At 33.3% G+C, this 19,686-nt stretch carries 37 protein-coding genes; all 37 read right to left on the bottom strand.

The features are described from left to right. Nucleotides 1-39: 39 nt before the first annotated feature. Entirely contained in the window at nucleotides 40-432 is a 393-nt protein-coding gene (rpsI, locus tag RBU61_RS02755) for a 30S ribosomal protein S9 (RefSeq protein WP_308878026.1), read from the bottom strand. A gap of 25 nt (nucleotides 433-457) precedes the next feature. Then, nucleotides 458-886, bottom strand: a complete 429-nt coding sequence (gene rplM / locus RBU61_RS02750) for a 50S ribosomal protein L13 (RefSeq protein WP_308878025.1) — start codon at nucleotides 884-886, stop codon at nucleotides 458-460. 217 nt (nucleotides 887-1,103) lie between these two features. After that, complete coding sequence (truA, locus tag RBU61_RS02745) at nucleotides 1,104-1,844, bottom strand: tRNA pseudouridine(38-40) synthase TruA (RefSeq protein ID WP_308878024.1); 741 nt, start codon at nucleotides 1,842-1,844, stop codon at nucleotides 1,104-1,106. Between the two features lie 8 nt (nucleotides 1,845-1,852). Continuing rightward, entirely contained in the window at nucleotides 1,853-2,650 is a 798-nt protein-coding gene (locus RBU61_RS02740; RefSeq protein ID WP_308878023.1) for an energy-coupling factor transporter transmembrane component T, read from the bottom strand. Next, a complete protein-coding gene (locus RBU61_RS02735) occupies nucleotides 2,643-3,506 on the bottom strand; it encodes an energy-coupling factor transporter ATPase (RefSeq protein WP_308878022.1) in 864 nt (287 codons plus the stop codon). Before RBU61_RS02735 ends, RBU61_RS02740 begins: the two co-directional genes overlap by 8 nt. Next, entirely contained in the window at nucleotides 3,503-4,324 is an 822-nt protein-coding gene (locus RBU61_RS02730) for an energy-coupling factor transporter ATPase (protein ID WP_308879750.1), read from the bottom strand. Before RBU61_RS02730 ends, RBU61_RS02735 begins: the two co-directional genes overlap by 4 nt. Before the next feature lie 363 nt (nucleotides 4,325-4,687). Next, nucleotides 4,688-5,029 carry a 50S ribosomal protein L17 gene (gene rplQ / locus RBU61_RS02725; RefSeq protein WP_216584929.1) on the bottom strand — a complete coding sequence of 114 codons (342 nt, stop codon included), beginning with the start codon at nucleotides 5,027-5,029 and terminating at the stop codon, nucleotides 4,688-4,690. Nucleotides 5,030-5,052: 23 nt separating this feature from the next. Next, entirely contained in the window at nucleotides 5,053-6,000 is a 948-nt protein-coding gene (locus tag RBU61_RS02720; RefSeq protein WP_308878021.1) for a DNA-directed RNA polymerase subunit alpha, read from the bottom strand. A gap of 68 nt (nucleotides 6,001-6,068) precedes the next feature. Further along, a complete protein-coding gene (gene rpsD, locus RBU61_RS02715; protein WP_308878020.1) occupies nucleotides 6,069-6,692 on the bottom strand; it encodes a 30S ribosomal protein S4 in 624 nt (207 codons plus the stop codon). 17 nt (nucleotides 6,693-6,709) lie between these two features. Continuing rightward, a complete protein-coding gene (gene rpsK / locus RBU61_RS02710) occupies nucleotides 6,710-7,108 on the bottom strand; it encodes a 30S ribosomal protein S11 (protein WP_308878019.1) in 399 nt (132 codons plus the stop codon). 19 nt (nucleotides 7,109-7,127) lie between these two features. Continuing rightward, nucleotides 7,128-7,490, bottom strand: a complete 363-nt coding sequence (rpsM, locus tag RBU61_RS02705; protein WP_308878017.1) for a 30S ribosomal protein S13 — start codon at nucleotides 7,488-7,490, stop codon at nucleotides 7,128-7,130. A gap of 52 nt (nucleotides 7,491-7,542) precedes the next feature. After that, nucleotides 7,543-7,656 carry a 50S ribosomal protein L36 gene (rpmJ, locus tag RBU61_RS02700; protein WP_072976919.1) on the bottom strand — a complete coding sequence of 38 codons (114 nt, stop codon included), beginning with the start codon at nucleotides 7,654-7,656 and terminating at the stop codon, nucleotides 7,543-7,545. Nucleotides 7,657-7,672: 16 nt separating this feature from the next. Then, nucleotides 7,673-7,891 (bottom strand): translation initiation factor IF-1, encoded by a 219-nt coding sequence (gene infA / locus RBU61_RS02695; protein WP_154440286.1) that lies wholly within the window; start codon nucleotides 7,889-7,891, stop codon nucleotides 7,673-7,675. Between the two features lie 30 nt (nucleotides 7,892-7,921). Next, a complete protein-coding gene (locus tag RBU61_RS02690; protein WP_308878016.1) occupies nucleotides 7,922-8,203 on the bottom strand; it encodes a KOW domain-containing RNA-binding protein in 282 nt (93 codons plus the stop codon). A gap of 71 nt (nucleotides 8,204-8,274) precedes the next feature. After that, entirely contained in the window at nucleotides 8,275-8,922 is a 648-nt protein-coding gene (locus RBU61_RS02685) for an adenylate kinase (RefSeq protein ID WP_308878015.1), read from the bottom strand. 19 nt (nucleotides 8,923-8,941) lie between these two features. Beyond that, nucleotides 8,942-10,216 carry a preprotein translocase subunit SecY gene (secY, locus tag RBU61_RS02680; RefSeq protein ID WP_308878014.1) on the bottom strand — a complete coding sequence of 425 codons (1,275 nt, stop codon included), beginning with the start codon at nucleotides 10,214-10,216 and terminating at the stop codon, nucleotides 8,942-8,944. Further along, nucleotides 10,217-10,666: a 50S ribosomal protein L15 gene (rplO, locus tag RBU61_RS02675; protein ID WP_308878012.1), complete on the bottom strand. Its 450-nt coding sequence runs from the start codon at nucleotides 10,664-10,666 to the stop codon at nucleotides 10,217-10,219. It lies immediately after the preceding gene. A gap of 19 nt (nucleotides 10,667-10,685) precedes the next feature. Further along, the gene (rpmD, locus tag RBU61_RS02670) at nucleotides 10,686-10,862 is read right to left on the bottom strand and encodes a 50S ribosomal protein L30 (RefSeq protein WP_308878011.1); all 177 of its coding nucleotides are present in this window, start codon (nucleotides 10,860-10,862) and stop codon (nucleotides 10,686-10,688) included. A gap of 12 nt (nucleotides 10,863-10,874) precedes the next feature. Next, nucleotides 10,875-11,381: a 30S ribosomal protein S5 gene (gene rpsE, locus RBU61_RS02665; protein ID WP_308878010.1), complete on the bottom strand. Its 507-nt coding sequence runs from the start codon at nucleotides 11,379-11,381 to the stop codon at nucleotides 10,875-10,877. A 17-nt stretch (nucleotides 11,382-11,398) separates the two neighbouring features. Continuing rightward, complete coding sequence (rplR, locus tag RBU61_RS02660) at nucleotides 11,399-11,761, bottom strand: 50S ribosomal protein L18 (protein WP_308878009.1); 363 nt, start codon at nucleotides 11,759-11,761, stop codon at nucleotides 11,399-11,401. 16 nt (nucleotides 11,762-11,777) lie between these two features. Then, entirely contained in the window at nucleotides 11,778-12,317 is a 540-nt protein-coding gene (gene rplF, locus RBU61_RS02655) for a 50S ribosomal protein L6 (RefSeq protein ID WP_308878008.1), read from the bottom strand. Between the two features lie 33 nt (nucleotides 12,318-12,350). After that, entirely contained in the window at nucleotides 12,351-12,746 is a 396-nt protein-coding gene (rpsH, locus tag RBU61_RS02650; RefSeq protein WP_308878007.1) for a 30S ribosomal protein S8, read from the bottom strand. A 31-nt stretch (nucleotides 12,747-12,777) separates the two neighbouring features. Then, entirely contained in the window at nucleotides 12,778-12,963 is a 186-nt protein-coding gene (locus RBU61_RS02645; RefSeq protein WP_308878006.1) for a type Z 30S ribosomal protein S14, read from the bottom strand. A 17-nt stretch (nucleotides 12,964-12,980) separates the two neighbouring features. Next, nucleotides 12,981-13,523, bottom strand: a complete 543-nt coding sequence (gene rplE / locus RBU61_RS02640; protein WP_308878005.1) for a 50S ribosomal protein L5 — start codon at nucleotides 13,521-13,523, stop codon at nucleotides 12,981-12,983. Between the two features lie 26 nt (nucleotides 13,524-13,549). Beyond that, nucleotides 13,550-13,864 (bottom strand): 50S ribosomal protein L24, encoded by a 315-nt coding sequence (gene rplX, locus RBU61_RS02635; RefSeq protein WP_308878004.1) that lies wholly within the window; start codon nucleotides 13,862-13,864, stop codon nucleotides 13,550-13,552. 15 nt (nucleotides 13,865-13,879) lie between these two features. Continuing rightward, entirely contained in the window at nucleotides 13,880-14,248 is a 369-nt protein-coding gene (gene rplN, locus RBU61_RS02630; RefSeq protein ID WP_308878003.1) for a 50S ribosomal protein L14, read from the bottom strand. Nucleotides 14,249-14,277: 29 nt separating this feature from the next. Beyond that, nucleotides 14,278-14,532 carry a 30S ribosomal protein S17 gene (rpsQ, locus tag RBU61_RS02625; protein WP_308878002.1) on the bottom strand — a complete coding sequence of 85 codons (255 nt, stop codon included), beginning with the start codon at nucleotides 14,530-14,532 and terminating at the stop codon, nucleotides 14,278-14,280. 6 nt (nucleotides 14,533-14,538) lie between these two features. Further along, nucleotides 14,539-14,745 (bottom strand): 50S ribosomal protein L29, encoded by a 207-nt coding sequence (gene rpmC, locus RBU61_RS02620; RefSeq protein ID WP_154440263.1) that lies wholly within the window; start codon nucleotides 14,743-14,745, stop codon nucleotides 14,539-14,541. Continuing rightward, a complete protein-coding gene (gene rplP / locus RBU61_RS02615) occupies nucleotides 14,735-15,178 on the bottom strand; it encodes a 50S ribosomal protein L16 (protein WP_154440261.1) in 444 nt (147 codons plus the stop codon). Before rplP ends, rpmC begins: the two co-directional genes overlap by 11 nt. A gap of 30 nt (nucleotides 15,179-15,208) precedes the next feature. Beyond that, nucleotides 15,209-15,877 (bottom strand): 30S ribosomal protein S3, encoded by a 669-nt coding sequence (gene rpsC, locus RBU61_RS02610; RefSeq protein WP_308877999.1) that lies wholly within the window; start codon nucleotides 15,875-15,877, stop codon nucleotides 15,209-15,211. Nucleotides 15,878-15,894: 17 nt separating this feature from the next. Continuing rightward, nucleotides 15,895-16,230 (bottom strand): 50S ribosomal protein L22, encoded by a 336-nt coding sequence (gene rplV, locus RBU61_RS02605; RefSeq protein WP_308877998.1) that lies wholly within the window; start codon nucleotides 16,228-16,230, stop codon nucleotides 15,895-15,897. 20 nt (nucleotides 16,231-16,250) lie between these two features. Continuing rightward, a complete protein-coding gene (rpsS, locus tag RBU61_RS02600) occupies nucleotides 16,251-16,535 on the bottom strand; it encodes a 30S ribosomal protein S19 (protein ID WP_308877997.1) in 285 nt (94 codons plus the stop codon). Between the two features lie 26 nt (nucleotides 16,536-16,561). Beyond that, on the bottom strand, nucleotides 16,562-17,392 hold the full coding sequence (gene rplB, locus RBU61_RS02595; protein ID WP_308877996.1) for a 50S ribosomal protein L2: 831 nt from the start codon (nucleotides 17,390-17,392) through the stop codon (nucleotides 16,562-16,564). A gap of 25 nt (nucleotides 17,393-17,417) precedes the next feature. Next, nucleotides 17,418-17,711, bottom strand: coding sequence for a 50S ribosomal protein L23 (rplW, locus tag RBU61_RS02590; RefSeq protein WP_308877995.1), 294 nt, complete (start codon nucleotides 17,709-17,711; stop codon nucleotides 17,418-17,420). Beyond that, complete coding sequence (gene rplD / locus RBU61_RS02585) at nucleotides 17,711-18,334, bottom strand: 50S ribosomal protein L4 (protein WP_308877994.1); 624 nt, start codon at nucleotides 18,332-18,334, stop codon at nucleotides 17,711-17,713. Before rplD ends, rplW begins: the two co-directional genes overlap by 1 nt. A 27-nt stretch (nucleotides 18,335-18,361) precedes the next feature. Beyond that, complete coding sequence (gene rplC, locus RBU61_RS02580; protein ID WP_308877993.1) at nucleotides 18,362-18,988, bottom strand: 50S ribosomal protein L3; 627 nt, start codon at nucleotides 18,986-18,988, stop codon at nucleotides 18,362-18,364. 54 nt (nucleotides 18,989-19,042) lie between these two features. Then, nucleotides 19,043-19,360: a 30S ribosomal protein S10 gene (gene rpsJ, locus RBU61_RS02575; protein ID WP_072976851.1), complete on the bottom strand. Its 318-nt coding sequence runs from the start codon at nucleotides 19,358-19,360 to the stop codon at nucleotides 19,043-19,045. Nucleotides 19,361-19,686: the final 326 nt, after the last annotated feature.

Below are 19,686 nucleotides of genomic sequence, written 5' to 3'. Positions count from 1 at the left end.
AAAGCCCCATAAAAATGAGGCTTTTCGAATTCTCGTTTCCTATCTCTTACTAAATTGTGGTGATCTTCTTGCTTTCTTAAGACCATATTTCTTTCTTTCTTTCATTCTTGAATCTCTAGTTAAATGTCCTGCTTTTTTAACTATTGGTCTTAGTTCTTCATCTGATTCAACAAGAGCTCTAGCTATACCATGTCTAATAGCTCCAGCTTGACCTGTAAATCCTCCACCATGAACATTTACAAAAACATCATATTTATCTAAAGTTTCAGTAATAATCAGTGGTTCTTTTGCAATTACTCTTAAAGTTTCATAATCAAAGTAAGTTTCTATATCTTGCTTATTTATAACAATATTACCATTACCTGGCACTAATCTAACTCTTGCTACGGAAGTTTTTCTTCTTCCTGTTCCCAAAAATTGTATGTTAGCCACTTACAGTCCTCCTTTCTCGTGAGCATTAAAATTCGTATACTTCAGGTTGTTGAGCTTGGTGATTATGTTCCGCTCCACTATATACTTTTAATTTCTTAATCATATTTCTTCCTAAGCTATTTTTAGGAAGCATTCCTTTTACTGCTAATTCAATAGCCATTTCTGGCTTTTCTGCCATCATTCTTTTGTATGATATTTCTCTTCCCCCTCCTGGGTATCCAGTATGGTAGAAATGAGTTTTTTGTTCTAATTTTTTACCTGTTAATTTTACTTTTTCTGCATTTATTATTATAACAAAGTCACCTGTATCTACATGAGGAGTATATATTGGCTTATTTTTACCACTCAATATTGTAGCTATTTCTGTAGCTAATCTTCCTAAGACTTTGTCTTCTGCGTCTATTATATACCATTTTCTATCAACTTCGTTTGTTTTAGCCATAAAGCTTTTCATCATTTTCCCTCCTTATCACAGCGTTGAGCAATAAAAATTAAAAAAGTTCCGGGGCTTTTTTAAAACACTCTAATATATTCTAATACAAGTAATTACCTATGTCAAGACGTTTTTTTGACAATAGTCAATAAATTTTTTAAAATACTATAGTCAATATTTTATGAAACTTATTGATGGAAAATTCTTTTTTAAAAAACAGGAACAAGTGAAAGCTTTCCTATTCATTATAAAAAACCTTTTCTAAAAATAATCCTTGGGCAGGTGCCGTAGGACCTGCTAATTCTCTATTTCTCCCTAAGATTATCTTAGATAAATCTTCCACATTAAGTCTTCCAAATCCTATATCTAACAAAGTACCTACTATTATTCTTACCATATTTCTCAGAAAACTATTTCCTTCCACTCTAAAAATTATTAGTTCTTCTTCCTTTTCTATTGATATATTATAGATTGTTCTTATGGTACTTTTAACATTTGAATCGGTTGCCATGAATGAAGCAAAGTCATGGGTTCCTATTAAATATTCTGAAGCACAAATCATTTTATCTATATCTATATTATAAGGAACATAATAAGAAAAATTTCTATACAAAGCCCTTGGTAATTCCCCATTATATACTATATATTTATATATCTTTTTATTGGCATCAAACCTAGAATGAAATTCTATATCGACTTCCTTTGATTCTACTATGGTTATATCCTCTGGCAATAAGAATTTCAGTGCATATTTATATTTTCCCCCTGGAATAGTTGCATTAGTTAAAAAGTTAGCAACTTGCCCTAAGGCATGGACTCTCCCATCGGTTCTTCCAGATCCTATTAGTTTTATTTTTTCCTTTGTCAACGTTTCTAAAGCATCTTCAAGTTTTTGCTGTATCGTTATTACATTATCTTGCTTTTGCCAGCCTGAATAGTTCGTTCCTTCATATTCAATAGTAAGCTTAATATTTTTCATTTTATATCCTATATATATCTTGTACTTATAATAAGTCCAAAGAATACAGTCATAGATATTAAAGAGACTATATCTAAATTCTTAAGTTTCAATTCATTTAATCTAGTTCTATTGTCTCCGCCTCTATAACATCTGGCTTCCATGGCTGTAGCAAGTTCATCTGCCCTTCTAAAGGCATTTATAAATAAAGGAACTAAAAGTGGTACTAAATTCTTTGCACGGCTCAGGATATTCCCCGACTCAAAATCAGCTCCTCTAGCCATTTGTGCCTTCATAATCTTATCTGTTTCTTCCAGTAAAGTAGGAATAAATCTTAAGGCTATGGTCATCATCATAGCTAACTCATGGGCTGGTAGTCCAATCCTTTTAAATGGTGATAATAGCTTCTCTATGCCATCTGTTAAAGCTATAGGTGATGTGGTAAGAGTAAGAAGCGAAGTTCCTGTAATTAAGAAAATCAGCCTTAGAGCCATAAAGGTAGCCAAGTATATTCCTTCCTTTGTAATGGTCAGTGGTCCTAACTCATATAATACTTCCCCTTTAGTCATAAATATGTTTATTGAAAAAGTTATCAATATAATGAATAAAAGAGGTTTGATTCCCTTTAAAATAAATTTTAGTGGTACTCCTGATATTTTAACTACTAGGAGGATAAATCCTACTATAAATATATAAGGAATAAAACTATTTATAAAAAATAGTGATGCTATAAATAATGAAATTATAATTATCTTTACTCTTGGATCTAATCTATGAATTATAGTATCACCAGGAAAATATTGACCTATAGTTATATCTTTAAGCATCTTTCTTTCTCCTTAAAAACCTTAATATTTCTTCTTTAGCTTCGTGAACTGTTAATATATCATCTCTAATATCCTTTTCTTTTTCCTTAAGAATCTTCATAAACTTTGTTATTTGTGGAACTCCTAAACCTATTTTTTCTAATTCATCAACTTTCTTAAATATTTCCCGTGGACTTCCATCCATCTCCAGTTTTCCCCTATGCATTACTAATATTCTTTGTACTAATTTTGCTACATCTTCCATACTATGTGATACTAGTATTATAGTAATATTTCCTTTGGCATAAAGCTTCTGAATTTCACCTAATATCTCATCTCTGCCCCTTGGATCTAATCCTGCTGTTGGCTCGTCTAACACCAGTATCTTAGGCTTCATAGCTATTACACCTGCTATGGCTACTCTTCTCTTTTGTCCACCACTTAATTCAAATGGGGATCTGTCCTTTAAGGCTTCAAAGTCTAATCCTACTAACTCCATAGACTCTTTTACTCTTTCGAATACTTCATCTTCACTGAGTCCTAAGTTCTTTGGCCCAAAGGCAATATCTCTATATATGGTTTCTTCAAATAATTGATGTTCCGGATATTGAAATACTAGTCCTACTTTTTGCCTTATTTCCTTTAAATTAACATCTTTATTTGTAATATTTACTCCATCTATTATTATCTCTCCGGAACTTGGTTTCATTAATCCGTTTAAATGTTGAACTAATGTAGATTTTCCCGAGCCAGTATGACCTATTAGACCTATGAACTCTCCTTCATTAATTTCCAAATTTATATTATCTAAGGCTTTCTTTTCAAAGGGAGTATTTGGATTATATATATAATTTAAGTTGTTTATTTTCATAATCATAGCAATTCCACCAATTCTTCTATAGATACTATATCATCTTTTAAATCAATTCCTTCTTTTCGCAATTCATATACTAATTCCGTTACCTGTGGCACATCTAGGCCCAATTCTTTTACTTTATCAACTTGTTTGAATATATTTCTTGGAGATCCTTCCATAACTATTTGTCCTTGTTCCATTACAAGTATCCTATCGGCTTCTACAGCCTCATCCATATAATGAGTAATCAATATTATGGTTTTATTTTCGTTTTTATTCAACTTCTTTATTGTATCCATTACTTCTATTCTGCCTATGGGATCTAACATAGCAGTAGGTTCATCTAAAATAATACAGTCTGGATTCATTGCCAAAATCCCTGCAATTCCTACTCTTTGTTTTTGACCACCTGATAGGAGATGTGGTGCATGTTTCTTATATTCAGTCATTTCAACAATTTCCAATGCATTATCTACCCTAGTTCTTATTTCTTTGGGATCGACACCTAGATTTTCTGGACCGAAAGCCACATCCTCTTCTACTATTGTAGCAACTATTTGATTGTCTGGATTTTGAAATACCATACCTGCCTTTTCCCTTATATTCCATATATTGTTCTCATCCTTAGTATTCATACCAGCTACATATATATCTCCTTCTGTAGGTAGAATAAGCCCATTTATAAGTTTAGCTAATGTAGATTTACCTGAACCATTATGCCCAAGTACAACTAAAAATTCACCCTTTTCTACCTCTAAACTCAATTCTTTAACGGCCTGATGTATATTATCATCTATTAAGGATTTATATTCATAAGTTACATTATCTACTTTTATCATTATATCTTTCTTCATTAGTATCCCTCAGCTTTTTATTATTTCATATTATAATATAACATAAGGCTATCCTTAGTTCAATCTACAATTCAGAATTTTATAGGCTTATGGCATAAGCTTACCAATATATTTAAAAACTAAAATTTGTTTGTTGGTTGGGTTAAGTCATCGTAGCTTCGAAGCTCAAATCCATTTACTCGCTACGCTCATATGAATTTGGTTGTCATTGCCTTTTTGTCCAATGAGCGTAGCGAATTGTAGGCAAAACGGACAGCGTAGGTGCGTTTGACCTACATCAGCTCACTGCCGTTCGCTGTGTTAGGTCATAAAATAAAAGGGACTAAGTTTAAACTTAATCCCCTACATTTATACTAGTTCTATTATAGCCATTTCTGCCCCGTCTCCACGGCGAGGTCCAACTTTTAATACTCTTGTATATCCACCATTTCTCTCTTGATACTTTGGTCCTATTTCATCAAATAATTTTTTTACTACGTCCTCATCATATACATAAGCTAGTACTTGACGTCTAGCATGTAAATCCCCTCTTTTTGCTAAGGTTATCATTTTGTCTGCCATTCTCTTTGTTTCCTTAGCTCTAGTAACTGTTGTTTCTATTTTTCCGGTTCTCAACAAGGATGTTACTAAATTTCTAAGCATTGCTCTTCTTTGATCTGTAGGGCGACCAAGTTTTCTTAATGTTGTCACATTTATCCCTCCTTCATGCCTTGTTACTCATCAGATTTTTTGAGACCTAATCCTAATTCAGCAAGTTTTCTTTGTACTTCCTCAAGGGATTTTTTACCAAGATTTCTTACTTTCATCATGTCTTCTTCTGTCTTTTGTGTTAACTCTTCTACTGTATTTATAGCTGCTCTCTTTAAGCAGTTATAGCTACGAACTGAAAGATCTAACTCTTCAACAGTCATTTCAAGAACTTTTTCCTTCTTGTCCTCTTCTTTTTCTACCATTATTTCCACTTCACTAACATGTTCAGTTAGCCCAATAAAAAGATTTAAATGTTCTGTAAGTATTTTTGCTCCTAAAGATGTAGCTTCGTCTGGATTCATGGTTCCATTTGTCCATACTTCTAGAATTAATCTATCATAATCAGTAATTTGACCTACTCTTGTATTTTCCACAGTAAAGTTAACTTTTGTAACTGGAGTAAATGAGGAATCAACAGGTATAACACCTACAGGCTGACCCTCTTTTTTATTCCTATCTGCTACTACATACCCTCTACCCTTTACTAATTCAAGCTCCATATATAGATTACCATCTTCATTTATGGTAGCAATGTGATGATCCTTGTTTATTATTTCAACATCTGGACCTGTAATAATATCTCCTGCTGTTATAATTTGAGAACCTTGTGCCTCTATTTTTAGAGTCACTGGTTCATCAATATATATTTTTGCAGCAAGACCTTTTATATTTAAAATTATTTCTGGTACATCTTCTAATACTCCTGGTATAGTTGAAAATTCATGGAGTACTCCTTGAATTTTTATTGATGATACAGCTGCACCAGGTAGTGAAGACAATAGCACTCTTCTTAAGGAATTTCCCAAGGTTGTACCATAGCCCCTCTCTAGAGGCTCTACCATAAACTTTCCATAACTCTCATCATCGCTCAACTCTAGAATTTCGATTCTTGGTTTTTCAATTTCTATCATTAACATTAACCCTCCTTAAAATTTGGTTTGTTAAAGTACGAGGGCAACTGATTTTGTTATGAATACTATTATTTAGAATATAACTCAACGATTAAGTGTTCTTCTACTGGTATATCTATATCTTCTCTAGCTGGTTCAGTTACTATGCTACCCTTAAATTGATCAAGATCCACACTTATCCATTTAACAGTGTTGCCATTGTGATTTTCAATTAGTGATTTTACTTTTTCACTACTTCTTGATTTTTCTTTTATTTGAATTGTATCTCCCACTGAAAGAATTACAGATGGAATATCTACTTTAGAACCATTAACTAAAAAATGACCATGTGTAACTAATTGTCTTGCTTCTGCTCTTGATGATGCAAAACCCATTCTATATACTACATTATCTAATCTTAGTTCAAGTAATCTAAGTAAATTTTCACCCGTGATTCCTTTAGCTTTATCTGCCATTAAGAAATATTTAACCATTTGAGATTCGGAAATTCCATAGAATCTACGAACTTTTTGTTTCTCTCTAAGCTGCATTCCATATTCTGTTACTTTCTTTCTTGATTGTCCGTGTTGTCCTGGAGCATAGTTTCTTCTAGTTATTCCACATTGTTCAGTATAACATTTATCTCCTTTAAGAAAAAGTTTCATACCTTCTCTACGACATAATCTACAAACTGGACCTGTATATCTTGCCATGTATTTTACACCTCCTATTATACTCTTCTACGTTTTGGTGGTCTACAACCATTGTGAGGAATAGGAGTAACATCTTTAATCATATTTACTTCTAATCCTGTTGCTTGTAATGACCTAATCGCCGCTTCTCTTCCAGAACCAGGTCCTTTAACAAATACTTCTACACTCTTTAATCCGTGTTCCATAGCTTTTTTAGCTGCTTCTTCAGCTGCTTGCTGTGCTGCGAAAGGAGTAGATTTTCTTGAACCTCTAAAACCTAATTGTCCTGCACTAGCCCATGACAATACATTACCTTGTAAGTCTGTCAATGTAACCATTGTATTGTTAAATGTTGATGAGATATGTGCTTGACCTCTTTCTATATTCTTACGTTCTCTTCTTCTAACACGAGTCACTTTGCCTTTTTTAGCTGCCACTTAGTTTCCCCTCCTTTACCTACTTCTTCTTAGATACAAGTCTTTTTGGACCTTTTCTAGTTCTTGCATTAGTCTTAGTTCTTTGACCTCTTACTGGAAGTCCTCTTCTATGTCTAACTCCTCTGTAACAATTGATTTCTCTAAGTCTCTTTATGTTTAAAGCTATTTCTCTTCTTAAGTCACCCTCTACATGGTAACCGTCTATAACAGCTCTTAAACTTGCTACTTCAGATTCTGTTAAGTCTTTTACTCTAGTATTTGGATTAACACCAGCTTTTGATAATATTTCATTTGCTCTTGGTCTACCAATACCAAATATATATGTTAAACCAATCTCAATTCTTTTATCTCTTGGTAAGTCAACACCTGCTATTCTGGCCATTAATGTTTACACCTCCTAATATAATTCATCACAAAAGCAGCCACTTAATTTACTAACCTTGTTTTTGCTTATGTCTTGGATTTTCACAAATAACCATGACTTTTCCATGTCTTTTGATTATTTTACATTTTTCACATATCTTTTTAACTGATGGTCTTACTTTCATTTAATTCCCTCCTATGCTACTTGTTTCGCCAGGTTATTCTACCTCTAGTTAAGTCGTAGGGTGACAGTTCCACTGTTACCTTATCTCCAGGAAGTATCCTTATATAATTCATCCTTAATTTTCCAGAAATATGGGCTAATATTTCGTGACCATTTTCCAGTTTTACTTTAAAAATAGCATTAGGTAAAGCATCTACTACTGTACCTTCAACTTCAATAATATCAGATTTAGACATTAGGTTTTTTAACCTCCTGTTCAAGCAAATTTAGAAATCCTTGTTAAAAGGTTCTAATAATTTTCGAATATATGCATTATTTATCTTAATTTTATTTTCTAACTTATACCCTAACTCGGATAAAACCGTATTATAAACAATTAAATGTTTTAACTTCTTCTGTTTTGGATTGTCAAGCTTTCTTAAATTACCATCTACAATCAATACATTCTGATTGTCTATTACTTCTAGTACTAAGAAAACCTTACCTTTATCCCTTCCAGCCCTCGACTTAACCACTTGACCAATGGCTACGTCGTCACTTAAATCCATTATAAATTCACCTCTTTATAATAGCTTATTTAAACCGCTGGTTCCTTTAGAGAAAGGCTATGCCTTTCTCATTACTTACTTCCTAAAGCTTCTACTATAGTTTCATATACTTGGTTTATGGGTTTAGTCCCATCTACATTAAGTATTAACCCTTTTTCTTCATAATAATCAATTAAAGGTTGTGTTTGATTTAGATATACCTCTATTCTCGTAGAAACTGTTTCATGAGTGTCATCGTCTCTTTGGAATAGTTCTCCACCATCTATATCACATACATTTTCAACTTTAGGTGGATTAAATCTAATATGGTAGGAAGCACCGCATGTTTTACAGATTCTTCTACCAACAGCTCTCTCTATTAAAATTTCCTTATCTGCATCAATATTAACAACTTTATCAAGTTTTATACCCATTTTTGTAAGTTCTTTGTCTAAAGTTTCTGCTTGATTGATAGTTCTTGGAAATCCGTCTAAAAGAAAACCTTTTTCACAATCTTCTTTAGTTAATCTATCTTTAACAATTGAAACCACAAGTTCATCCGAAACTAAAAGGCCTTTATCCATATATTCTTTAGCCTTCATACCTAATTCAGTGCCTTCTTTTATGTTAGCTCTGAATATATCTCCTGTTGAAATATGTGGTATATTATATTTTTTAACTATAGCTGATGCTTGAGTACCTTTACCTACGCCAGGTGGCCCTAATAAAATCAATCTCACAAGAATCATCTCCTATAGTTTAATTTAAAAATCCTTTATAGTGTCTCATTAACATTTGAGCTTCCATTTGTTTAACTGTTTCTAATGCAACACCTACAACGATTATTATAGCTGTTCCACCGAAATTAACGTTCATTGCAAATATCTTAGATAAAATAATTGGTAAGGATGCTAAAACTGCTAAAGCTAATCCACCAACAAATGTAATTCTACTTACAACTTTATTTAAATGTTCTGATGTTGGTCTCCCTGGTCTAATTCCTGGAATAAATCCACCATTTTGTTGTAAATTCTTTGCATATTCTACAGTATTAAATTGAATAGCTGTATAGAAATACGTAAAGAACATAATCAATGCTATATTTAGTATAGAATATATCCAAATTCCAATATTTCCTTGTGGTGTTAACCATTTAGTTATCCACTCTGAAGGAGCTCCTTTTGTAAATAGTGCAATTGTCTGAGGAAATGCAAGTAAAGATGATGCAAAGATTACAGGCATTACTCCTGCCATTGATACTTTAACAGGTATATGCGTACTTTGACCACCATACATCTTTCTGCCCACTACTCTTTTTGCATATTGAACAGTAATTCTTCTTTCCCCTTCTTGTAAAGCAACTACAAAAGCTATTATAAATAAAAATACTAGACCGAAGATAAGTACTTTTATTATATTTAATTCTCCTATTCTAACTAGATTAAATGTATTTATTAAGTCTTTAGGTAGTTTAGATATTATACCTATAAAGATAATAAGAGATATACCATTTCCTATTCCTTTTTCAGTTATCATATCTCCTAACCACATTAAGAATGCAGTACCAGCTACCATAGTGATTATTACAATTACATTTTGTAGCGCATTAGTACTTTCTAATGCAGTACTAAATAATCCAAATGTATATCCTATGGCCTGAATTAATGACAAACCAATAGCAGTATATCTAGTATACTTTGTCATTTTCCTTTTACCTTCTTCTCCTTCTTTAGCTAGTTCTTCTAATCTAGGAATAGCTATAGTAAGAAGTTGAATTACTATTGATGCAGTAATATACGGATAAATATTGGTAGCAAATATACTAAAGTTACTAAAGGTTCCACCGCCCATTAAATCAAGAAATTCTAATATTCCGCCTCTAGATTTCTCAAATAAATCTGCTATAATGGCCTTATTCATATATGGTACTGGTATACTAGATCCCAGTCTAAAAACTAATAACATTAATAATGTGAATATAAGCTTTTTTCTAATCTCAGGTATCCTCCAGGCATTCCTCAAGGTTGAAAGCATCTATATCACCTCTACCTTTCCTCCTGCAGCTTCAATCTTCTCAGCGGCAGTTTTACTAAATTTTTGCGCCTGTACAGTAAGCTTGATGCTAATCTCTCCGTCTCCTAGTATCTTAACTCCATCTTTTGCTTTTCCTCTTTTAACTATGCCTTCGCTAAATAAAAGCTCAGGAGTAACAACTGTATTCTCTGGGAATATCTTTAATTCTTCAATATTTACTATAGCATATTCTTTTGCAAATATATTAGTAAATCCACGCTTTGGAATTCTTCTAAATAGTGGCATTTGACCACCTTCAAAGCCTGGTCTAACTCCACCACCTGATCTCGCATTTTGACCTTTATGTCCTTTTCCAGAAGTCTTACCAAGACCAGAACCAATACCTCTACCAAGTCTCTTCTTAGGTTTGCTTCCTCCACCAGCATTTGGTCTTAAATCATTTAGTTTCATGGGTACACCTCCTTTTTGCTTAATCTACTATTTCAACCATGTAGTCTACTTGATGTATCATACCTCTTATTTGTGGGGTATCATTCTTTTCCACTACCTGACCAATTTTTCTTAATCCAAGAGCCTCTATGGTTCTTCTGTGTTTTTCAGTTTTGCCGATAGGGCTTTTAACCAATTTAATTTTGATCATAGTCACTTTAAATCCCCCCTATCCTAATATTTCTTCTACAGTCTTTCCTCTTAATCGTGCAACATCTTCTGCTCTTTTTAGTCCTTCAAGTGCAGCCATTGTAGCGTTAACTACGTTTCTTGGATTGTTAGTTCCTAAACATTTTGTTCTTATATCTCTAATACCAGCTAACTCACATACAGCACGAACTGCTCCACCAGCAATAACTCCCGTACCTTCTTTAGATGGTTTTAATAATACTCTACCTGCTCCAAATTCTCCAATTATTTCGTGTGGTATTGTAGTTCCAACAAGAGGAACTGATATTATATGTTTTTTAGCATCTTGAATAGCTTTTCTAATAGCTTCCGGTACTTCTAATGCTTTAGCCATTCCTACTCCAACATTACCATTTTCGTCTCCAACAACCACTAAAGCACTAAATCTAAAGTTTCTACCACCTTTAACAACTTTAGTAACACGGTTGATACTAACAACTCTTTCTTGTAATTCTAATTCACTTCCGTCTTTATATGAACGTTCCATTGATTCCCCTCCTTCTATTAGAACTTAAGTCCAGCTTCTCTTGCAGCTTCTGCAAGTTCCTTTATTCTTCCATGATAAATATAACCGCTTCTATCAAACACTACTTCAGAAAATCCTTTTTCTAGTGCTTTTTTAGCGATAGATTCTCCAACATATTTTGCAGCTTCTTTGTTTTTTGTAGAAGTAAGATTTAGAGATTTATCTAATGTGGAAGCTGAAACTAGTGTATTTCCTATTGAGTCATCAATTATTTGAGCATAAATATGGTTTCCACTCCTATAAATAGTAAGTCTTGGTCTTTCAGGAGTGCCATTGATTTTTTTTCTTACTCTTATGTGTCTTGCTTTTCTATTTTCATTTCTATTTATCTTTTTTAACACGTATTTTCACTCCCTTCTACTTACCAGTCTTACCAACCTTACGTCTAACTATTTCGTTACTATATCTAATACCTTTTCCTTTGTAAGGCTCAGGTTTTCTAAACGCTCTTATGTTAGCTGCATAGTTTCCTACTTGTTGTTTATTTATACCTTTAACTATAATTTTGTTAGTTGCAGGTACTTCTACTTCAATCCCTTGAGGATCTTCTAATTCTACTGGATGTGAATATCCTAAAGTTAATACTAATTTCTTTCCTTGTTTTGCAGCTCTATATCCAGTACCTTCGATTTCTAAAGATTTTGAGTAGCCTTCTGTAACTCCTACTATCATATTTGAAATTAAGGTTCTTGATAAACCATGTAAAGATCTATGTTTTTTATTATCAGTTGGTCTAGCAACTGTTAGCACACCATCTTCTATTTTGATTTCCATATCTGAACTTATTTTCTCAGATAATTGTCCCTTAGGACCCTTTACTTCAACTATATTGTTGTCATTTATTTTGATTTCCACGCCACTTGGAATATTAATTGGTTTTAATCCTATTCTTGACATGAGTGCACCTCCTTCACGTAATTTAGCTATTTATTACCATACGTAACAAATAACTTCTCCGCCCACGCCTTCTTTTCTAGCAACTTTATCAGTCATTATACCGCTAGAAGTAGAAAGTATTGCTATTCCAAGACCACCTAATACTCTTGGAACTTCATCAGATTTTACATAAACTCTAAGTCCTGGCTTAGAAATTCTCTTAATTCCAGATATAACTTTCTCATTATGTTTTCCATATTTTAAATCTACTCTTATAATACCTTGTTTCGTATCATCTATAACATCAAAGCCTTTTATAAATCCTTCATTTAGCAGGATTTGAGCTAATTCCTTTTTTATATTTGAAGCAGGAATATCAACAGAATCATGCTTTGCATTGTTCCCATTTCTTATTCTCGTTAACATATCCGCAATTGGGTCTGTCATCATAATTTAGCTACCTCCTTTCATATACTTCTTACTACCAGCTTGCTTTTTTAACTCCAGGTATTTGACCTTTATACGCTAATTCTCTAAAACAAATACGGCAAATTCCATATTTTCTTAAATAAGCATGAGGTCTTCCACATATTTTACATCTATTATATTCTCTACTGCTGAATTTCTGTTTTCTTTGTTGTTTTACAACCATAGATTTCTTTGCCAAAAACTTTCCCTCCTTCTTTACTTTTTAAAGGGCATTCCCATTAGTGCTAAGAATTCTTTCGCTTCTTCATCAGTGTTTGCTGTAGTTACGATTATGATGTCTAATCCTCTAATAGCTTCAACTTTATCATATTCGATCTCAGGGAATATTAATTGTTCTTTAATTCCTAATGCATAATTGCCTCTACCATCAAAGGAAGTAGCACTTACACCTCTAAAGTCCCTAACTCTTGGTAATGCAATATTCATAAGTTTATCTAAAAAGTGGTACATTCTATCTCCTCTTAGAGTAACTTTAGTACCAACATTCATACCTTCACGTAGCTTAAAATTCGCTATTGATTTTTTAGCCTTAGTTACGATTGGCTTTTGTCCTGCAATAATTTCTAATTCTTTTACTGCCGATTCAAGTAATTTTGGGTTGTCTCTTGCCTCTCCGATACCCATGTTAATTACCACTTTTTCAAGTTTTGGCACTTCCATTTTGTTTCTATATTGGAATTTTTCCATAAGTGCATTTACTACTTCGTCATTATACTTTTCTTTTAATCTGGAAGCCATTCCTATTACCTCCTCTCTACATTAAATTATTTATCTAGAGCTTCTCCACATTTTTTACAAACTCTTACTTTTTTGCCATCTGTTAATATTTTATGTCCTACTCTTACTGCTTTTTTGTCTTTGTCACAAAAATACATTACATTTGATGAATCTATTGGACCTTCCATTTTTACTATTCCGCCTGGAGCTGTAGGTCCTTGTGGCTTTTTATGTTTTGTCAGCATGTTTACGCCTTCAACTATTACTTTACTTTCTTTAGGAAATACTCTTAATACTTTTCCTTTTTTTCCTTTATCTTTTCCAGCGATAACAACTACTGTATCTCCACTTTTTACATGCATAGTCTACACCTCCTCCTATAGTACTTCCGGTGCTAAGGATATTATTTTCATAAAGTTTCCGCTTCTAAGTTCCCTTGTAACAGGTCCAAATATACGAGTACCTACTGGGTTTTTGTCGTCCTTTATAATAACAGCTGCATTATCATCGAATTTGATATAAGAGCCATCATTTCTTCTAACACCATGTTTTGTTCTTACAACAACTGCTTTAACTACATCACCTTTTTTAACAACTCCACCAGGTGTTGCTGTTTTAACAGTACAAATTACTATATCTCCAACTCTTGCGTACTTTTTATTTGTTCCACCTAATACTCTAATAACCAATACTTCTTTTGCACCAGAATTATCAGCTACTCTCATACGGCTTTCCGTTTGAATCATTCGAATACCTCCCTTCTGAGTTGAATAGACTATTTAGCCTTTTCTACTATACTTACTAATCTCCATCTTTTATCTTTACTAAGCGGTCTGGTCTCCATTATTTTAACAACATCACCGATTCCACACTCATTATTTTCATCATGAGCTTTAAACTTAGTGGTTTTTCTGATTTGTTTTTTATATAAAGGATGTGTTACGAAAGTTTCAACAGCAACAACTATAGTTTTATCCATTTTGTCACTTACAACATTGCCTATTCTAACCTTACGATTTCCTCTTTCCATCTAAGATTAAACCTCCTTTCCTATACCTAGTTCTCGTTCCCTGACTATTGTTTTAACACGAGCTATATCTTTTCTTACTGCTTTTATTCTTAATGGATTGTCTAATTGACCAGTAGCCAATTGAAATCTTAAGTTAAATAATTCAGTTTTAAGTTCTGATAATTTATTATTTAATTCCGCTTCTGATAATTGGCGTACCTCTTTAATCTTCATTAGCTTCACCACCCTTTTCTCCTGCATCCTCACGAGTAACGAATTTTGTCTTTATTGGCAATTTATTCGCAGCTAGTCTCATTGCTTCTCTAGCATCCTCTTCTGATACTCCACTCATTTCAAATAAAATTCTACCTGGCTTAACAACTGCTACCCAATATTCTGGTGAACCTTTTCCGGAACCCATACGAGTTTCAGCTGGCTTTTCAGTAATCGGTTTATCTGGAAACACTTTTATCCAAATATTTCCGCCCCTTTTAACGTATCTTGTCATAGCACGTCTAGCAGCCTCTATTTGATTGGAAGTAATCCAAGTTGGTTCTAGAGCTTGTAATCCAAACTCTCCGTAAGTAATTGTATTACCACGAGTTGCCTTACCTTTCATTCTTCCTCTATGAACTCTACGATATTTTACTCTTTTAGGCATTAACATTTTTATTTCCTCCTTCCTACGGAATCTATATTATTCTCCCACAGTATTCTTTGCTTTTTCTTCTTTCTTAGTAGGAAGAACTTCACCCTTATATAACCATACTTTTACTCCAAGCTTACCATAAGTAGTATCTGCTTCTGCAAAACCATAATCTATGTCTGCTCTTAAGGTTTGTAGAGGTATTGTTCCCTCACTATATCCTTCAGTTCTGGCCATATCTGCACCGCCAAGTCTTCCTGATACTGAAGTTTTGATTCCTTTTCCACCGGCTCTCATTGTTCTTTGAATTGATTGTTTCATTGCTCTTCTGAATGAAACCCTTCTCTCAAGTTGAGAAGCAATGTTTTCAGCAACTAATTGAGCATCTAATTCAGGAATCTTAATTTCTTCAACATTTATAACTACAGATTTCTTCGTTAATTTTTCAAGATTTAATCTTAATTCTTCTACTCCTGAACCACCTTTACCTATAACCATTCCTGGTTTAGCAGTATGAACCGTAACCTTAACTCTGTTAGCAGCTCTTTCAATTTCAATCTTGGAAACACCAGAAATAAATAATTTTTTCTTTACAAATTCACGTATTTTATTATCTTCAATTAGGTATTCATTAAAAGTTTTCTTATCCGCATACCACTTTGAATCCCAATCTTTAATTATTCCGACCCTTAATCCATGTGGGTTTACCTTTTGACCCATTAACTATCCCTCCTTTTCTAGTCTCTTTCTTTTACAACTACTCCTATGTGACTACTTCTCTTTATTATTGGATAAGCCATTCCTCTTGCTTTTGGTCTAAATCTTTTCATATGTGGACCATCATTTGCATAGGCATTATCCACATAAAGATTATCTCTATCCATATTGAAGTTATTTTCAGCATTAGCAATTGCAGACGTTAGTACTTTTTCAAGAACTCTAGCACCTTTTTTAGGTGTGAATCTTAAAATTGATAAAGCTTCATCTACTTGTTTGCCTCTAATTTCTTTACATATGAAATTTACCTTTAGTGGTGAAATTCGTACATATTTGGCTATAGCTCTAGCTTCCACTATATTTCCCTCCTTCTCTCTTATCTTACACCAGATGACCTTTCGTTTTTATCAACATGAGATCTAAATGTTCTCGTTGGAACAAACTCACCCAGCTTGTGACCTACCATATCTTCAGTTACATATACAGGAACATGTTTTCTTCCATCATGTACCGCTATGGTGTGACCAATCATTTCTGGGAATATAGTTGAACGACGTGACCATGTTTTAATAACTTTTTTATCATTGTCTTTATTTAATTCTTCTATTTTCTTAAGAAGATGATCATCGCAAAATGGTCCTTTTTTTAGAGATCTACCCATGATTTCTCCTCCTTTCAGATATTTAACTATTTAGTTCTTCTTCTCACTATATATTTGTTTGATTTTTTATTTTTCTTTCTAGTTTTTAATCCTAATGCAGGTTTACCCCATGGAGTTAATGGTGCAGGCATACCTATTGGCGCTCTACCTTCTCCACCACCATGTGGATGGTCTACAGGGTTCATGGCACTACCTCTAACAGTTGGTCTAATTCCCATATGTCTAGTTCTTCCAGCCTTACCAATTGTAATAAGCTCATGAGATATGTTTCCTACTTGACCAATCGTTGCACGACATTCCATTCTAATTAATCTAAATTCTCCTGATGGAAGTTTAAGTTGTGCAAATTCACCTTCTTTTGCCATTAGTTGAGCTGATGTTCCAGCTGATCTAACAAGTTGACCACCTTTTCCCGGTTTCAACTCGATATTATGAACATTGGTACCTACTGGCATATCTTTTAACTTCATTGCATTTCCTATTTTAATATCTGCATTTTCTCCAGATTCTATCATGTCTCCAACTTTTAAGTTGTGAGGTGCAAGAATATATCTTTTTTCACCATCAACATAATTTATTAGAGCTATATTAGCTGTTCTATTTGGATCATATTCAACCGCTGCTACACGACCTGGTATTCCATCTTTATCTCTTTTAAAATCTATTATTCTATATTTTCTCTTAGCTCCACCACCTCTGTGGCGAATAGTAATTTTACCTTGAGAGTTTCTTCCACCGCTTTTATTCAAATTAACAAGTAATGACTTTTCAGGTTCTTTTTTTGTTATTTCTTCAAAAGTAGAAACTGTCATCTGTCTAAGTGCAGGGGAAGTTGCCTTAAATTTTCTAACGCTCATCGTTTTCCCTCCTTCTATAAAACTTTTATTCCATTCCTTCGAAGAACTCTATTCTCTTAGAATCTTCCGTTAATTTTACTATAGCTTTTTTCCAATCTGGTCTTTTTCCTGAATGAGCTCCTTGTCTCTTTACTTTACCAAGCATATTCATTGTACTAACCTTTTCAACTTTAACACCGAATATAGTCTCTATAGCTTTTTTAACTTCCGCTTTGTTTGTTTTTTTATCAACAACAAAAGTATATTTACCGTATGCCATATCATCCATACTTCTCTCAGTTATTACTGGTCTAATTATAATATCGTGTGGATTACGCATTATGCATACACCTCCTCCACTTTTCTTACTGCATCTTTAGTTATAATAAATGAATTATATTTTAATATATCATAAACATTCAATGTATTAACAAGAGCAGTTTGTACATTCGGAATATTGTTTGCTGATTTTATAATATTTTCATTCTTTTCACCCATAACGATTAAAGCTTTCTTATCTGCATTTATTTTAGTTAAGAAATTAGTCATATCTTTAGTTTTTGGTGAATCAAATTTTATATCATCAATTACAATTATTTCATTATTTAAAACCTTTGAACTTAACGCAGACTTCATTGCAAGTCTTCTAACTTTCTTAGGTACTTTGTAGCTATAATCTCTTGGTTTTGGTGCAAATGTAACTCCACCACCTGAGAAATGTGGAGCTCTAATACTTCCTTGACGAGCTCTACCTGTACCTTTTTGTCTCCAAGGCTTTCTACCACCGCCTCTTACTTCTGCTCTAGTTTTAGTGGATTGAGTTCCTTGTCTTTTATTAGCAAGTTGATTTTTAACAACTTCATAAACTACATGCTGGTTTACTTCAATACCAAATATATTTTCATTTAATTCGATTTCTTCTACTTGTTCTCCTAACATGTTGTAAACTTTTACCTTAGGCATTTTGCATCCTCCTTTCCGCCTTAATTATTACTTTTTAACCGTTTCTTTTATAGTCACTAATCCTTTTTTAGGTCCTGGTACCGCACCTTTTATAAGTATTAGATTTTTTTCAGCATCTACTCTAACTATTTCAAGATTTTGAACAGTTACTCTTTCATTACCCATTCTTCCTGCCATTCTATGACCTTTGAATACTCTTCCTGGATAAGTACCTGCTGACATACCACCTGGCGCTCTATGGAATTTAGAACCATGTGTTTCTCTTCCTCTACCAAAGCCATGTCTCTTTATAACACCTTGAGTTCCCTTACCTTTAGAAGTACCAGTAACATCAATTAGGTCTCCCGCTTCAAATACATCAGCTTTTATTTCTTGACCTATTTCAAATTCATCTGGATTTTCCACTCTAAATTCTCTTAAGTATTTTTTGTATTCAAGGTTTCCTTTGTCAAAATGACCTTTTGCTGGTTTATTCATTCTTTGTTCTTTTATATTTTGGAATCCAACTTGGATTGCATTATATCCATCTGTTTCAACAGTTTTCTTTTGTACGACTACTAATGGACCAGCTTCAATTACAGTTACCGGAATTACAGATCCATTTTCTGTGAAGATTTGAGTCATACCAACTTTTCTTCCTATCATATTTTTCATACTTGCACCTCCTATTATCTTACAGCGGATTACTCACGTAATCATATAAACAAATTATGATCTTATTTCAATATCTACCCCTGCAGGTAAGTTTAGTTTCATAAGTGAATCTACAGTTTTTTGATTTGGATTTAAGATATCGATTAGTCTCTTATGAGTTCTTTGTTCGAATTGCTCTCTAGAATCCTTATACTTATGAACAGCTCTTAGGATTGTTATTATTTCCTTCTCAGTTGGTAGCGGTACTGGACCTGATACAGTAGCACCTGTTCTTTTAGCAGTTTCAACTATTCTTTGAGCTGATGCATCTAAAAGTTCATGATCATAAGCTTTTAACCTAATTCTTATTTTTTGTTTACCATTGTTTGACATTTAATTCCCTCCTTCTATCGCATGCTGTTTTTTTACATGCGACGTGGGGTTGCCGATACACACTTCCGGGTGTGTTGTTATTTTTTTTAACTTTTACACCCATGACAACTCCAGTCGCCCGATTTTTAACCGGACATTCTCAGCAAAAATTCCCTGCTTTTAACAGCCACCTTTTGCATCATCGCAATGTCTTAATTTGAACACTAATACATTTTATAACATGATTAATAAAAACTCAAGCTTTATTTTCAAAATATCTTAGTTTTTTTATTTTTTTGCATATTAATTATATATTAAGCAGGGGCTTAAAGTTTTAGCGCCCCTGC

Source organism: Tissierella sp. MB52-C2 (assembly GCF_030931715.1).
GTDB lineage: Bacteria > Bacillota > Clostridia > Tissierellales > Tissierellaceae > Tissierella.
Note: the sequence above shows the minus strand (reverse complement) of the source record. Positions and strands in the feature narration are given on the sequence as shown.

What these genes read in the sequence shown, in the direction of transcription:
- rplM (WP_308878025.1), bottom strand. Translation starts at nt 886, where the DNA reads ATGAAAAGCTTTATGGCTAAAACAAACGAAGTTGATAGAAAATGGTAT.
- truA (WP_308878024.1), bottom strand. Translation starts at nt 1,844, where the DNA reads ATGAAAAATATTAAGCTTACTATTGAATATGAAGGAACGAACTATTCA.
- RBU61_RS02740 (WP_308878023.1), bottom strand. Translation starts at nt 2,650, where the DNA reads ATGCTTAAAGATATAACTATAGGTCAATATTTTCCTGGTGATACTATA.
- RBU61_RS02735 (WP_308878022.1), bottom strand. Translation starts at nt 3,506, where the DNA reads ATGATTATGAAAATAAACAACTTAAATTATATATATAATCCAAATACT.
- RBU61_RS02730 (WP_308879750.1), bottom strand. Translation starts at nt 4,324, where the DNA reads ATGATAAAAGTAGATAATGTAACTTATGAATATAAATCCTTAATAGAT.
- RBU61_RS02720 (WP_308878021.1), bottom strand. Translation starts at nt 6,000, where the DNA reads ATGATAGAAATTGAAAAACCAAGAATCGAAATTCTAGAGTTGAGCGAT.
- rpsD (WP_308878020.1), bottom strand. Translation starts at nt 6,692, where the DNA reads ATGGCAAGATATACAGGTCCAGTTTGTAGATTATGTCGTAGAGAAGGT.
- rpsM (WP_308878017.1), bottom strand. Translation starts at nt 7,490, where the DNA reads ATGGCCAGAATAGCAGGTGTTGACTTACCAAGAGATAAAAGAATTGAG.
- rpmJ (WP_072976919.1), bottom strand. Translation starts at nt 7,656, where the DNA reads ATGAAAGTAAGACCATCAGTTAAAAAGATATGTGAAAAATGTAAAATA.
- infA (WP_154440286.1), bottom strand. Translation starts at nt 7,891, where the DNA reads ATGTCTAAATCTGATATTATTGAAGTTGAAGGTACAGTAGTAGATGCT.
- RBU61_RS02690 (WP_308878016.1), bottom strand. Translation starts at nt 8,203, where the DNA reads ATGGATTTAAGTGACGACGTAGCCATTGGTCAAGTGGTTAAGTCGAGG.
- secY (WP_308878014.1), bottom strand. Translation starts at nt 10,216, where the DNA reads ATGCTTTCAACCTTGAGGAATGCCTGGAGGATACCTGAGATTAGAAAA.
- rplO (WP_308878012.1), bottom strand. Translation starts at nt 10,666, where the DNA reads ATGAAACTAAATGATTTAAGACCAAATGCTGGTGGAGGAAGCAAACCT.
- rpsE (WP_308878010.1), bottom strand. Translation starts at nt 11,381, where the DNA reads ATGGAACGTTCATATAAAGACGGAAGTGAATTAGAATTACAAGAAAGA.
- rplF (WP_308878008.1), bottom strand. Translation starts at nt 12,317, where the DNA reads ATGTCAAGAATAGGATTAAAACCAATTAATATTCCAAGTGGCGTGGAA.
- rpsH (WP_308878007.1), bottom strand. Translation starts at nt 12,746, where the DNA reads ATGATGACAGACCCAATTGCGGATATGTTAACGAGAATAAGAAATGGG.
- rplE (WP_308878005.1), bottom strand. Translation starts at nt 13,523, where the DNA reads ATGGCTTCCAGATTAAAAGAAAAGTATAATGACGAAGTAGTAAATGCA.
- rplX (WP_308878004.1), bottom strand. Translation starts at nt 13,864, where the DNA reads ATGCATGTAAAAAGTGGAGATACAGTAGTTGTTATCGCTGGAAAAGAT.
- rplN (WP_308878003.1), bottom strand. Translation starts at nt 14,248, where the DNA reads ATGATTCAAACGGAAAGCCGTATGAGAGTAGCTGATAATTCTGGTGCA.
- rpsQ (WP_308878002.1), bottom strand. Translation starts at nt 14,532, where the DNA reads ATGGAAAGAGGAAATCGTAAGGTTAGAATAGGCAATGTTGTAAGTGAC.
- rpmC (WP_154440263.1), bottom strand. Translation starts at nt 14,745, where the DNA reads ATGAAGATTAAAGAGGTACGCCAATTATCAGAAGCGGAATTAAATAAT.
- rplP (WP_154440261.1), bottom strand. Translation starts at nt 15,178, where the DNA reads ATGTTAATGCCTAAAAGAGTAAAATATCGTAGAGTTCATAGAGGAAGA.
- rpsC (WP_308877999.1), bottom strand. Translation starts at nt 15,877, where the DNA reads ATGGGTCAAAAGGTAAACCCACATGGATTAAGGGTCGGAATAATTAAA.
- rpsS (WP_308877997.1), bottom strand. Translation starts at nt 16,535, where the DNA reads ATGGGTAGATCTCTAAAAAAAGGACCATTTTGCGATGATCATCTTCTT.
- rplB (WP_308877996.1), bottom strand. Translation starts at nt 17,392, where the DNA reads ATGAGCGTTAGAAAATTTAAGGCAACTTCCCCTGCACTTAGACAGATG.
- rplW (WP_308877995.1), bottom strand. Translation starts at nt 17,711, where the DNA reads ATGCGTAATCCACACGATATTATAATTAGACCAGTAATAACTGAGAGA.
- rplD (WP_308877994.1), bottom strand. Translation starts at nt 18,334, where the DNA reads ATGCCTAAGGTAAAAGTTTACAACATGTTAGGAGAACAAGTAGAAGAA.
- rplC (WP_308877993.1), bottom strand. Translation starts at nt 18,988, where the DNA reads ATGAAAAATATGATAGGAAGAAAAGTTGGTATGACTCAAATCTTCACA.
- rpsJ (WP_072976851.1), bottom strand. Translation starts at nt 19,360, where the DNA reads ATGTCAAACAATGGTAAACAAAAAATAAGAATTAGGTTAAAAGCTTAT.